Raw genomic sequence first — 12,151 nt, 5'->3', positions numbered from 1 at the left:
GCTTACCATCCGCCCGGCGCGGCAACCTTGCCAGAAACTCGCTTGTAGCTCCCATCGAGAAACTCCCTTCAAACCAAAGAAAGCTCTGAATCGCAGATCACGCGCTATGCCGTAAGTGTGCGGCGGAAACACCGGTTACTACTCACCAAACGTGGTGTTAGATTTGACTCAAAATTGGTAAACGTCGGAATGGGGCCAGGGCTCGAGGGAGTAGGCATATACGACCGCTTTTCTGAGTTTTTTGGTGTAGAGTTGTCCAGAACGGCGTTATCGAGAGCTGCGGAAATTTTTCCTAATATGAACCCAATCTATGGTGACGCGGAATACCTGCCTGCCGCAGCTCACAACGCCGACGTTTACATAAGCCTCAAGACTTTTTCTTCATCGTTCCTTGATATCGAAGAAGCAGTTCGCTCGTGTGCACTTTCTGTCAAGTCCGGTGGCCTTGCGATAATCTCCGTTCCTCTCGGATATTACAAAGATGGGAAACTCATTGCGGGACTGTCACCGACAAACTACGACTTAGCCTTAGCCATAGATGGTCAATTTTATGGAGTTCCACAAAGAATGCTTCCGTACAATCTTGTAAACAAGATTGTTCAAGCACTCTATAAATGGCTCTTTGTTGACATCCAAATTGATACAGGGCGTCACGAGTTCTACATCAGTGCAAGAAAGCTCTGACGCGATTTTCTTATCAAGAACTAGTCGCCTATCAGCTCCAAGACTTCATTGACCCTTCCAAGATAATCCCCGTCAGGCAGAGAGCCATCAAGCTCCACTGATTGCCCATTTTCCTTGCTTAAGACCACGGTATTGCCAGTTTCGTTGATGTCCCGACGTGGCAAGACAAGTCTCATAATCTGGGCCAAGAGCATAGCAACCGCGGACCCCTTCAGCTCCAGTCGGACAGTTTCAGTCGCCCGATCCTGTGTATCCAGAACATCTTTGGGCTGTGGATTGAGGAGCGAAACATCAATGACCCCGGTGTTGGTCTTGGCTTCTTCCACAAACTCATTAGCGAGGTCTCGCGCGGAACCGTTGCAAGAAATTGCCAAGTACACCACTGATGTGGCGGTTTTCAGCCTTGAGCTTGGCATTTTGTTCTTAGTCCTTAGATCGATCTTGCGTGTTCAGGAACAATAAGCCCAATCAGCGAAGCCGTGCAACTTTGCATGATGATCTAGTTATTATGTCGTGTTGCCTCGATCCTCTGGATACGTTCCATTTTGGTACATAAGCATCTTTTATTAAGCTCTGAGGATCAGCGGTCTGAGTTGCCTCTAGGACCCATGAGAATAGAACACTGAACGAGCCTAATGCCTCAATCCCCGCTCCGCATCTGCCTCCTGACTGTCTAGCTGTCCTTCAATCTCTCGGCGGCGGCTTTCGCTAAGGTCAAGCTCTGCTGCAAGTTCTCGTTCAGCGTCTTGTAGCTCGCCTCGTCGTTCAGCAATCCGCTCAAGGCCTTCATGGATGCGGCCTGCGAACGAATGAGCAAGGTCACGCAATCTTTCAAGCCAGCCAGTTCCCTCTCGATCCTGCCGGTCGAGCGTGTCTCCAAGGCGGTCAAACCCTTCGCGGAGGCCTCTGAGGCCGTCACCAACCGCTCGACGCAGGCGAGCAAGTCGCGTTCCAAGGCTGTCAGTTGGGTCATCTAATCCTCCTCGATCCTGATGCAGGTGACGTGCCTCTCGCCCATCGTGCAGGTCCTGAGCCGCGTCTTTGATGGGTCCAGGATCAACCAGGTCCCTTCGGGACGTTCGATCCGTGTCAGGCCCATCTCCTTCAGTTCCGAGCGAGTCAGATGCACCGTCCAGAAGAAGCTCGCGGCCATCATCAAGGCGATCCCCGTCAGCACCATCGCCGCGATCAGCCAGGGCGAGATCGTCAGCCACAGGCGGATCGATCTCAGCTGCGTCTCGAACATGCTCGCCGTCTCGGTCTGAAAGCGGCGCGTATCGCTCGCGATGGTATGCTGCGCGACGCCCACAATGTTCTTCAAATCGATCCTGAAGCTCTTGAGCTGGGACGAGATCGAGGCGACGTGTTCGGCCCGGATCGTGTCGAGCTCCGCGTTCAGCTTCTCGCTCAGCCGGGTCGGCTTGCCAGTCTTCATGGAAAATCTCTCCTTTCAGCCGCCAGCGCTCGCCGGTGTCCGGATCGCGGGCAGTGATGTAGGCCTTGCCGGTGCGCGGCAGGTCGAAGCCCGCGTCGGTGAGCGCATCGATCATGGATACGCGATCGGTGATCAGGCCGAGGTCGATCTGGTCCTGAATCCAGGCGTGCAGCTCGTCACGGCCTAGGGCGCGGGTCGGGGCCTCGACGGTGTCGCGCACCTCCTGCGCGCGCTCGACATCCATCGGATCGGCCCAGCCATGGCGCTGGTTCATCACGTCTCGAAGGCTGTCATAGGCGTCCTGATAGCCCGGCGGCGCAATGTTGAGGCTCTTACCCGTCGTCAGCTCCAGGCGCGGCGTGCAGAAGTGAAGCTCGACCCGGCCTTCGTGGGCGTGCCGGACCCAGAGCACCTCATATTGCTCAGGGTCCAGCCCCGCGAAGGCCAGCCGCTCAAACTGGTCCATGACCTCGGCCTGCTGGTCCTCGGTCGGGGCGTCGCTGTCGGCAAAGCTGATCACGCCCGCGCGGTAGGTCCACTGGTGGCGGCTGGCATCAATCAGGGCCTCGGTGCGCTCAGGGTTGCCGCGCAGGACCTCAGGAAGCGGATCGCGGGTAACGGTCATCGGCTGGCCCTCCGCATCGCGGATCAGGTCGCGGTTGCCGTCATAGGCCAGCACCCGCTCGGTGATCAGGTACCCGACCGGACCCGCGCCCGCGCCTTTGCCATTGGGGAAGAACTTGATCAGCACCGCCGTGCCTCATCGAGGAGAGCGGCAAGCTGGCGTTCGATCACCACAAGGCGGCGGGCGACGGTCAGCGCGTCGAGGTCCGCGCGCCCGACCTTCATGGCGTGGTTCAGCCAGCGGGCGATCTGGTTGAGGTTGCCGCCGATGCGCCCGACGGCCAGCACCAGCGCCGGATCAACGCGCGGGATGGGCTTGCGACGGCGCGCTTCAGTGAGGCCAAGCGCCTCGCGCAGAAGGGTCGAGGCAGGCAGGCCAGCGGCCTCGGCCTTGGCGCGCAGCTGGGCTTTCTCAGACGCGGTGCAGCGAAAGACGAAGGTCTCGGTCAGCGGCTCTTTGGCGGGGGCTTTGCCCGCGCCGGTGGGGTTCGAAGGGGAGGCGTGCCGCCCCTCGCAAGGTCCCGTGTCAGCAGCACCAGCGTATGACATGGGTCGCCTTGCTGTTTGCTCTTCGGTGGGATCGGTTGCGGTCATGATCTGAGGCCAGCGGCTTGGATTTGTGCCTCTGTCACCATCTTCGACGCCAGCAAAGCCGTCACTTGAGGGGCCGTTATGTGTTTGCACATCGGGCTGCGGTCACTGATCCAGCAGGCCAGTCGCGCATGGTGATCGGCGCTTGCTGCTTGGGCCTCTTCTCGCTTGGTGCGGATGTCTTCGAGGTATCCCTTCCAGCGCCGCGACTGAAACCAGTTGTCGGAAAAGCAGACCTTGGAGCGGGTGAAACCTGCGCTGTCGTTCGCGTAGGCCTGGACGGCCTGCAGCAAGTCCTCCGGTGCAATCCCTTCCTTCATGGCCTCTTCGATCTGGGAAAGGCAGGCCGCTTTGCCTCGCAATCGGTCCGATGGATACGCCGCCAGAATCTCCTCAGCTTCTGAATCCTCCGCCGCCTCGCGCCTGCGCGTAGGTGGTTTATGGATGGTTTTAGGATGGTTTGGGGGCCGTGGTGGCCCCGGTACCCCGTCCATAGTGGCCCCCGTACCGGGGCCAGTCTGGACGGGGGCCACTGTGGACCCCGTCTCAATCTCGGGCTCAAGCGTGGGTTCGAGCGCTTCCACCTTGGTCAGATCGATCCGGTAAACGACGGTGAAACCGTTCTTGCAGGTGCGTGCACCGGTCTCGACCAAGATGCCTTCTTTGAGGAATTCGCGAACCGTCCGTTTTACTGTCGTCTCCCCCAGCTCGGTATGCCGCTGGATCGTTCCTTTGGAACACCAGATGCCTGAGCCATCGTCGCTGGCCTTGTCGGCCAAGAACATGATGATCTGCTTGCGCGTTGCGCTGCCGAACTTCCGTTCCGCGCATGTATTCGCAACCCGCCAGCTCATTGGAAGGCCCCAAACTGCGCAAAGACGTGCGAATTTTGTACAGGTTTTGTACGAGGTTTCCGCCGTTTCAGCAGAATTTGGCGCGAAAGCTCTCGGGAGTTTCTGCAAGCTTCTGCACAAAGCCCTGTAAATAAGCCATATTTTTCAGGTAGTTTTGGCGACCCCGGCAGGATTCGAACCTGCAACCTGCCCCTTAGGAGGGGGCTGCTCTATCCAGTTGAGCCACGGGGCCTTGGACGATGGCATACTTGCGAAATGGGCGCTTGTCATCTGTCACGATCCATATTTTGCGATTGGTCGCAAGTGCTTGCTCGACTGACATGGCCTGAGTTAACATCCGAATAGTTTCAAAAGGATGCTTCTCTTGACCAATGATGATAGCCGCGCTCTTACTTTGCGTGATGTTTCAGAGGCGTCAGGCGTCTCGGAAATGACGGTCAGCCGCGTTTTGCGCAACCGGGGCGACGTCTCAAAAGCGACGCGCGAACGCGTGCTGTCGGCGGCAAAATCGCTTGGTTACGTGCCAAACAAGATCGCCGGTGCGCTTGCAAGCCAGCGCGTCAATCTGGTTGCTGTGATTATTCCGAGCCTTCGGAACATGGTGTTCCCGGAAGTCATGTCAGGCATCAGCGCCGTGCTTGAAGGAACCGAACTGCAGCCCGTTGTGGGGGTAACGGACTATCTTCCTGAAAAAGAGGAACGTGTTCTGTACGAAATGCTTTCTTGGCGTCCGTCAGGAGTAATCATCGCAGGGCTGGAGCACACAGACGCATCCCGTGCCATGCTTCACGCAAGCGGAATTCCCGTCGTGGAAATCATGGATGTTGACGGCACGCCGATAGACGCCATGGTGGGAATTTCACACCGCCGCGCCGGACGCAAAATGGCGGAGGCCATTTTGAAAGCAGGATACACACGGATCGGGTTCATGGGCACAAAAATGCCCCTTGATCACCGCGCCCGCAAACGGTTTGAGGGGTTCACATCAGCCCTTGCCAAAGGCGGTATCGAAATCGCGGATCAGGAATTCTATTCCGGCGGATCGGCCCTGGCCAAAGGGCGTGAGATGACCGACGCGATGTTGGCACGCGATCCCAATCTGGATTTTCTGTATTATTCGAACGACATGATCGCCGCCGGTGGTCTGTTCGCGCTGCTAAAACAAGGTATCGCAATTCCTGATCAGATCGGGCTTGCCGGGTTCAACGGTGTTGAATTGCTCGATGGCCTGCCCCGTAATCTAGCCACCATGGATGCATGCCGCACCGAAATCGGTGAGAAAGCTGCGGAAATTATTGCGCAACGGGTCACGGCACCGGACGAGGAGAGGCCCAAAGTGATCGAACTGACCCCGAAAATCAGCTATGGTGACACATTGCGCCGATAATAAAGAAGGGCCGTGTTGGCCCTTCTTATATGTCCGCGCTGATCAGCCTCACTTCAGCGCGTCAGACACGGCATGCGTCCAGGCCGCCTGACCTGGGTCGGCGGTGATCACCGGATCAGACCCGCCAGCCAAAAGCGTGGCGACGGTTCTTTCAAAGTCCGCCGGATCAAGTGCCCCGTTAGAGCCCGACGTCAGTTTTGCGACTTCTTCCATCATACGCTTCTGGTGTTTTTCGGTTTGTGCGCCGGTTTCATCATAGTCAAGCACGATCATCGCGGCGTCTTCGGGGTTGTCTTCCGCCCATTTCCACCCCTGCATCGACGCCGAAACGAAACGCTGCATTTTGTCGACAAATTCCGGATCATCAAGCCGCTCTTCCAAGACATACAAACCATCCTCAAGCGTCGCGACACCCTGATCTTCGTATTTGAACGTAACCAGGTCATCAGGATTTACGCCCGCGTCGATCACCTGCCAATATTCATTGTAGGTCATGGTCGAAATGCAATCGGCCTGCCGCTGCAACAACGGGTCTACATTGAACCCCTGTTTGAGAACCTCGACACCGTTTTCCCCCTTGCCATCGGTCGAGATGCCCAGCTGGCTCATCCAGGACATGAACGGGAATTCGTTGCCAAAAAACCAGACGCCCAATGTGCGGTTCTTAAGATCTTCCGGGCTTGAGATTCCGGCGTCTTTCCAACATGTGAGCATCATACCCGAGCTTTTGAAAGGCTGCGCGATATTCACCAAGGGCAGGCCTTTTTCACGCGCCGCCAGTGCGGCGGGCATCCATTCGACAGTGACATCCGCACCGCCGCCCGCGATCACCTGCGTGGGCGCGATATCCGGGCCACCGGGCAGGATCGTTACGTTCAGGTCCGCCTCTTCGTAATATCCGTTTTCAAGGGCAACATAATATCCAGCGAATTGGGCTTGTGTGACCCATTTCAGTTGCAAAGTAACATCATCAGCGGCCCATGCCGGAGCCGCCAGACCAAAGGCCGCAAGAGCCCCAAGGATTTTCGAATTCATGGTATTACCTCCAGGTTGTTGTTTGTCGTTTTTTTTATTTTCTTCAATTTGAACGATGCGACGGGTGCCAGAACGTGACCCGCTTTTCGATCCAGGCCACCAGCCCATAAAACGCCGTTCCCGCCATGGCCGCGACGACAATCTCGGCCCAGACAAGGTCGATTGACAGGCTGCCAACTCCCGTCGATATGCGAAACCCCATACCGCGCGTCGGTGACCCGAAGTATTCAGCAACAATTGCCCCGATCAACGCAAGTGTTGTCGCAATTTTCAGACCATTGAACACAAAGGGCAGCGCAGCGGGCAGGCGCAACTTGATCAGACTGTCCAAATATCCGGCAGCATAGGTGTGCATCAAATCACGCTGCATCGCATCGGTTTCCCGCAACCCCTGAACCGTGTTCACAAGGATCGGGAAAAACACCATCACCACGACGACCGCCGCTTTCGATTGCCAGTCAAAGCCGAACCAGCTGACAAGGATCGGCGCGATGCCGACAATAGGCAGTGCCGCCACAAAATTGCCGATGGGCAACAAACCGCGGGTCAGAAACGCGGAACGATCAATCAAAACCGCCGTCACAAAGGCCGCTGTGACACCGATCAAAAATCCCGATACCGCCCCCTTGAGGACCGTTTGCTTGAAATCCATCCAAAGGATATCGGTCGAATTTGCAAAGGTCACGGCAACCGTGGACGGCGCAGGCAAGATGACAGGTGACACGGCAAATCCGCGCACGACGCCTTCCCACAACACAATCAGCGTCACCCCGAACAGAACCGGGATCAGCACCCGGACAAACAGCGATCCGCGCCAGGGCGAGTTGGCCAGATAGCTGTTCAGCGCCCAGGCACCGCCCCAAAACACCAGCGCGAACACCATCCAGCTCATGATTGCATCCCCATACGCCGCAATGTGGCGCGCTGCATGATGTCAAGAAGGGTCACCAAAAGACCGGCCAGGATGGCGGCGGCGAACAAAGCTGCCCAAATCGCAAGCGGCGTTCCAAACTGGTCGCCAATCAGAATGCGCGCGCCCAATCCCGAAATCGCCCCTGTCGGCAATTCGCCGACAATGGTCCCGACCAGCGCCGCTGCAATGCCTATTTTGAGAGATGTGAACAGATACGGCATCGACGCCGGCAAGCGCAACTTCAAAAACACCTGAAGCCCGGAGGCCGAGTATGTCTTGAGCAGATCAAGCTGCGCCATTCCTGGCGAGCGCAAGCCCTTGACCATCCCCACAAGCACCGGAAAGTAACACAAATAGGCCGAGATGATGGCTTTCGGAACCACCCTGCCTTCGATTCCGATCTGGCTCGACAGCACGATGATCATCGGCGCAAGGGCCACAATGGGCACCGTCTGGCTGATAATGGCCCAGGGCATCAAGCTCATGTCGACGACCCGGCTGTAGACAATCGCGACCGCCCCAACCATGCCCAGAAAGGTGCCCAGCGCAAATCCCCAAAGGGTGGATTGCAGGGTGATCCATCCATGATAAATCAACGAGCGTTTCGACATCGCGCGTCCTTTCAGCGCCATCTCTCCGGTTGTTTTCCAAAGCTCCCGCCCCACCTGCACCGGCGTCGGAAGCCGAGGCCGGTCGAGGCTATATCCCGCGGCAATGTGCTGGGAATTGTCGATCATCAACCGCAAGATCGGGGTCTCGAACCGCGCCCGCGATTCGGGGGGCACCACCTCTGCACCGCTGCGCTCTGCAACATCCAACGCGCCGCGGATGTTCATCGGGGCCACGGCAGCGTACCAAATCGCCACCAGGGCAATCAGCACGCTCAGAACCGGCAGGGCATTTTTCATGTCACGTCAATCATCATAGGCATGTCCTGCGCGAAGCCCCTCGCGCACGCGATGCGCGATCTCTAGAAACTTTGGCGTATCGCGGATATCCAGGGGCCGCTCTTTTGGCAAAGGGCTGTCAATCACATCGGTGATCCGCCCCGGACGCGGCGACATCACAACAATCTTGGTCGACAAATACACCGCCTCGGGAATGGAATGGGTCACAAACCCGATGGTTTTTTCCGTCCGCGCCCAAAGCTCCAAAAGCTGTTCGTTCAGGTGATCGCGCACAATCTCATCAAGCGCGCCAAACGGCTCATCCATCAGCAGGATGTCCGCATCAAACGCCAAAGCCCGCGCAATCGACGCACGCTGCTGCATCCCGCCAGACAATTGCCAAGGGTACTTTTTGCCGAAATTCGACAACTCAACAAGGTCCAGAACCCGCGCGATGCGCTCTGCCTGATCGGCTTTGGAATATCCCATAATCTCAAGCGGCAACGCGATATTCTTCTCAATCGTCCGCCATGGGTACAGCCCCGCCGCCTGAAACACATACCCGTAGGCCCGCGCCTTGCGCGCGGCATCCGGTGTCATGCCATTGACGGTTAAGGTCCCGCCGGTCGGTGTCTCCAACGCAGCAACACATCGCAGAAACGTTGTTTTGCCGCATCCGGACGGGCCGATAAAGCTGACAAACTCACCTTTATTGATGGTCAGATCTATCCCGGACAAAGCGTGTACCGGGCCATCATTGGTCTGGAAGGTCAGATCCAAAGCCTGCGCCGAAATCACGGGGGCGCTCACGCTCTGATCTGCGGCCAAATCTTGTGCCGTATCGTGCATCAAACCCCCGTCGCCGGAATTCCCGTCCGTTTCACAGGCGTCGGCGCAGTGAGATCCTTCCAGGTCGACAATGCTTTGTTCACTGTCCCATTTGGCTCTCGCGCAACAAACTTGCCATGGCCCTCTTGTGTGCGGATCTCTCCCTCATGCACGGCAACCTGCCCACGCGTCAGTGTAAAGCGCGGAAGTCCCGTGACGGGGTGGCCCTCGAACACATTGTAATCAATGGCAGATTGTTGATTGTCAGCCGCAATAATCTTTTCTTTTGCGGGGTCCCATACCACCAAATCCGCATCGGCCCCGACCAGAACCGCACCCTTTTTCGGGTAACAATTCAAGATCTTCGCAACATTGGTCGAAGTCACGGCGACAAACTCGTTCGGCGTCAGACGCCCGGTCTCCACCCCATGTGTCCACAGCATGGGCAACCTGTCCTCAAGCCCACCCGTGCCGTTGGGAATCTTGGAAAAATCACCAATCCCGGTGCGTTTCTGTTCGGTGGTAAACGCACAATGGTCCGTCGCCACGACCGACAACGATCCCGATTGCAAACCCGCCCAAAGGCTGTCCTGATGTTTCTTGTTGCGGAAAGGAGGCGACATCACCCGACGCGCGGCGTGATCCCAATCTTTGTTGAAATACTCGCTTTCATCCAGCGTCAGATGCTGGATCAAAGGCTCTCCCCACACGCGCTTGCCCTGCATCTTGGCCCGCCGGATCGCTTCATGGGCCTCCTCGCAAGACGTATGCACAACATAAAGCGGCACACCCGCCATATCGGCAATCATGATCGCCCGGTTCGTCGCTTCGCCTTCCACCTGGGACGGCCGCGAATAGGCATGCCCCTCTGGGCCGGTATTGCCTTCGGCCAACAGCTTGGCCGTCATCTCGGCCACCACATCCCCATTTTCGGCATGCACCATGGCAATCCCGCCCAATTCGGACAACCGACTGAACGACGCGAACAGCTCATCGTCATTCACCATCAGCGCGCCTTTGTACGCAAGGAAATGCTTGAACGTGGTAATCCCACGATCCTCAATAACCGATTTCATGTCATTAAAGACCTGCTCGCCCCACCAGGTCACGGCCATGTGAAACGAGTAATCACAATTCGCGCGGGTCGATTTGTTGTCCCACCGCTTGAGCGCATCATGCAGGCCCTCGCCTTGATTCGGCAGGCAGAAATCAACCACCATGGTGGTTCCACCCGCCAATGCCGCGCGCGTGCCACTTTCGAAATCATCAGACGAATACGTCCCCATAAACGGCATCTCAAGATGCACATGCGGGTCAATCCCGCCGGGCATGACATAACATCCCGTGGCATCCAGAACCTCGTTCCCAGACAGGTTCGGCCCAATCTCGATGATCACCCCGTTTTCAATCAGCACGTCCGCCCGATAGCTAAGATCCGCTGTAACAACTGTTCCGTTCTTGATGACTGTGGTCATGATGAACTCCGTGGTTCTGAACTTCTTCTTGTCTTAAATATCCCGGGGGTTTGGGGGCTGGCCCCCAATCAGCGCACGATCCCCGCTGTCTCGACAACTGCATGGAACAAAACATCCGTCCCCGCAGCGGCCCAGTCTTTGGTTATGTCTTCCGCCTCGTTATGCGAAAGACCGTCAACGCAGGGGCACATCACCATCGCCGTTGGGGCCACATCGTTGATCCAGCACGCATCATGCCCCGCGCCGGACACGATATTCATATGCGAATAGCCCAACCGCTCTGCCGCATCACGGATCGCAGCAACACAGGTGTCATCAAATGCGGGCGGGTCGAACTGACCGACAATATGGCTGTCAAAAGACACGCCGATCTCCTTACACAGCTTCGGCGCGCGTTCCATGAATTCGTCGACCATGTCATTCAGCTTGTCCAAAAGATGCGTCCGCATATCCACGGTGAACACAACCTTTCCCGGAATGATGTTGCGCGAATTGGGGTACACATCGATATGCCCGATCGCACCAACCGCGTTCGGTTGATTCTTCATCGCGATCTCATGCACAAGTTCGGTGATCAGCGCCAAACCCCGTCCGGCATTCTTGCGCATCGCCATAGGTGTAGAGCCCGTGTGGCTTTCCTTGCCTGTGACCGTACATTCAATCCAACGCAGGCCCTGCCCGTGGGTGACGACGCCAATGTCCTTGCCCTCGGCCTCAAGGATCGGCCCTTGTTCGATATGCAGCTCAAAAAAGGCATGCATCTTGCGATCGCCGACCTTTTCCTGCCCTTTCCAACCGATCCGCTCTAATTCTTCGCCAAATGTCTTGCCGTGCGCGTCCTCGCGTTCCAGCGCCCAATCCAGCGGGTGCTTACCAGCAAAGACACCCGACGCCAGCATGGCAGGGGCAAAGCGTGTTCCCTCTTCATTGGTCCAGTTGGTCACAACGATGGGATGTTTGGTTTGGATGCCAAGATCATTCAGGGTTCGGATCACTTCCAGACCACCCAGCACGCCCAGAACGCCATCGTATTTCCCGCCTGTCGGCTGCGTATCGAGGTGCGAGCCAACATAGACAGGAAGGGCCTCGGGGTCTGTTCCTTCGCGACGCGCAAACATGTTGCCCATCTGATCAACCGCCATCGAACAACCAGCCGCGTCACACCATTTTTGAAACAACGCGCGCCCTTCGGCATCTTCATCGGTGAGTGTCTGACGGTTGTTCCCGCCGGCCACACCTGGTCCGATCTTGGCCATCTCCATCAGACTGTCCCACAACCGGTCTCCATTGATCCGCAGGTTTTCACCAGGTGCTGCCATTATGTCCCCCCTTGCCTATGGTCTTGTGAGCGCGGCTTGCGCGCGCCCTTCAGGTTTTTTACCATTTGGTAAAGTTACGATTGCAACGCGCCCCGGAGCTGTCAAGCTATCATCTCTGA

12 protein-coding genes and 1 tRNA gene are annotated in these 12,151 nt (G+C 57.1%); 2 read left to right on the top strand and 11 right to left on the bottom strand.

Features of this window, described 5'->3' with window-relative positions; translation table 11 throughout:
- Positions 1-189: 189 nt before the first annotated feature.
- Complete coding sequence (locus tag ACG74X_RS15855) at positions 190-684, top strand: methyltransferase domain-containing protein (RefSeq protein ID WP_411236089.1); 495 nt, start codon at positions 190-192, stop codon at positions 682-684.
- 20 nt (positions 685-704) lie between these two features.
- On the opposite strand, the gene ACG74X_RS15850 is transcribed toward ACG74X_RS15855, so the two are convergent.
- The 5 genes from ACG74X_RS15850 to ACG74X_RS15830 all read right to left on the bottom strand — a co-directional run bounded on the left by ACG74X_RS15850 (position 705) and on the right by ACG74X_RS15830 (position 4,420).
- Positions 705-1,010: a hypothetical protein gene (locus tag ACG74X_RS15850; protein ID WP_411236088.1), complete on the bottom strand. Its 306-nt coding sequence runs from the start codon at positions 1,008-1,010 to the stop codon at positions 705-707.
- A 306-nt stretch (positions 1,011-1,316) separates the two neighbouring features.
- A complete protein-coding gene (locus tag ACG74X_RS15845; protein WP_411236087.1) occupies positions 1,317-2,870 on the bottom strand; it encodes a relaxase/mobilization nuclease domain-containing protein in 1,554 nt (517 codons plus the stop codon).
- Positions 2,864-3,292 carry a plasmid mobilization protein gene (locus ACG74X_RS15840; RefSeq protein WP_411236086.1) on the bottom strand — a complete coding sequence of 143 codons (429 nt, stop codon included), beginning with the start codon at positions 3,290-3,292 and terminating at the stop codon, positions 2,864-2,866. The genes ACG74X_RS15845 and ACG74X_RS15840 overlap by 7 nt, the downstream gene beginning before the upstream one ends.
- A gap of 41 nt (positions 3,293-3,333) precedes the next feature.
- The gene (locus tag ACG74X_RS15835) at positions 3,334-4,188 is read right to left on the bottom strand and encodes a hypothetical protein (RefSeq protein WP_411236085.1); all 855 of its coding nucleotides are present in this window, start codon (positions 4,186-4,188) and stop codon (positions 3,334-3,336) included.
- Positions 4,189-4,343: 155 nt separating this feature from the next.
- A tRNA-Arg gene (locus ACG74X_RS15830) sits at positions 4,344-4,420 on the bottom strand.
- A gap of 132 nt (positions 4,421-4,552) precedes the next feature.
- On the opposite strand from ACG74X_RS15830, the gene ACG74X_RS15825 reads away from it, so the two are divergent.
- Positions 4,553-5,575 carry a LacI family DNA-binding transcriptional regulator gene (locus ACG74X_RS15825; RefSeq protein WP_411236084.1) on the top strand — a complete coding sequence of 341 codons (1,023 nt, stop codon included), beginning with the start codon at positions 4,553-4,555 and terminating at the stop codon, positions 5,573-5,575.
- A 48-nt stretch (positions 5,576-5,623) separates the two neighbouring features.
- Here the strand turns inward: ACG74X_RS15825 and ACG74X_RS15820 are convergent, their stop codons facing one another.
- The 6 genes from ACG74X_RS15820 to ACG74X_RS15795 all read right to left on the bottom strand — a co-directional run bounded on the left by ACG74X_RS15820 (position 5,624) and on the right by ACG74X_RS15795 (position 12,032).
- Entirely contained in the window at positions 5,624-6,610 is a 987-nt protein-coding gene (locus ACG74X_RS15820; RefSeq protein ID WP_411236083.1) for an ABC transporter substrate-binding protein, read from the bottom strand.
- A 43-nt stretch (positions 6,611-6,653) separates the two neighbouring features.
- Positions 6,654-7,502, bottom strand: a complete 849-nt coding sequence (locus ACG74X_RS15815) for an ABC transporter permease (protein ID WP_411236082.1) — start codon at positions 7,500-7,502, stop codon at positions 6,654-6,656.
- Entirely contained in the window at positions 7,499-8,431 is a 933-nt protein-coding gene (locus ACG74X_RS15810) for an ABC transporter permease (RefSeq protein WP_411236081.1), read from the bottom strand. Before ACG74X_RS15810 ends, ACG74X_RS15815 begins: the two co-directional genes overlap by 4 nt.
- A gap of 6 nt (positions 8,432-8,437) precedes the next feature.
- Positions 8,438-9,259, bottom strand: a complete 822-nt coding sequence (locus tag ACG74X_RS15805; RefSeq protein ID WP_411236080.1) for an ABC transporter ATP-binding protein — start codon at positions 9,257-9,259, stop codon at positions 8,438-8,440.
- Positions 9,259-10,713 (bottom strand): dihydropyrimidinase, encoded by a 1,455-nt coding sequence (gene hydA, locus ACG74X_RS15800; protein WP_411236079.1) that lies wholly within the window; start codon positions 10,711-10,713, stop codon positions 9,259-9,261. The genes ACG74X_RS15805 and hydA overlap by 1 nt, the downstream gene beginning before the upstream one ends.
- A gap of 68 nt (positions 10,714-10,781) precedes the next feature.
- Positions 10,782-12,032, bottom strand: a complete 1,251-nt coding sequence (locus tag ACG74X_RS15795) for a Zn-dependent hydrolase (RefSeq protein ID WP_411236078.1) — start codon at positions 12,030-12,032, stop codon at positions 10,782-10,784.
- Positions 12,033-12,151: the final 119 nt, after the last annotated feature.

This window comes from Marivita sp. S0852 (assembly GCF_046591575.1).
GTDB lineage: Bacteria > Pseudomonadota > Alphaproteobacteria > Rhodobacterales > Rhodobacteraceae > Marivita.
This window is presented reverse-complemented; position numbering and strand designations above follow the sequence as displayed.

What these genes read in the sequence shown, in the direction of transcription:
- ACG74X_RS15855 (WP_411236089.1), top strand. Translation starts at nt 190, where the DNA reads ATGGGGCCAGGGCTCGAGGGAGTAGGCATATACGACCGCTTTTCTGAG.
- ACG74X_RS15820 (WP_411236083.1), bottom strand. Translation starts at nt 6,610, where the DNA reads ATGAATTCGAAAATCCTTGGGGCTCTTGCGGCCTTTGGTCTGGCGGCT.
- ACG74X_RS15795 (WP_411236078.1), bottom strand. Translation starts at nt 12,032, where the DNA reads ATGGCAGCACCTGGTGAAAACCTGCGGATCAATGGAGACCGGTTGTGG.
- ACG74X_RS15805 (WP_411236080.1), bottom strand. Translation starts at nt 9,259, where the DNA reads ATGCACGATACGGCACAAGATTTGGCCGCAGATCAGAGCGTGAGCGCC.
- ACG74X_RS15835 (WP_411236085.1), bottom strand. Translation starts at nt 4,188, where the DNA reads ATGAGCTGGCGGGTTGCGAATACATGCGCGGAACGGAAGTTCGGCAGC.
- ACG74X_RS15815 (WP_411236082.1), bottom strand. Translation starts at nt 7,502, where the DNA reads ATGAGCTGGATGGTGTTCGCGCTGGTGTTTTGGGGCGGTGCCTGGGCG.
- ACG74X_RS15840 (WP_411236086.1), bottom strand. Translation starts at nt 3,292, where the DNA reads ATGTCATACGCTGGTGCTGCTGACACGGGACCTTGCGAGGGGCGGCAC.
- hydA (WP_411236079.1), bottom strand. Translation starts at nt 10,713, where the DNA reads ATGACCACAGTCATCAAGAACGGAACAGTTGTTACAGCGGATCTTAGC.
- ACG74X_RS15810 (WP_411236081.1), bottom strand. Translation starts at nt 8,431, where the DNA reads ATGAAAAATGCCCTGCCGGTTCTGAGCGTGCTGATTGCCCTGGTGGCG.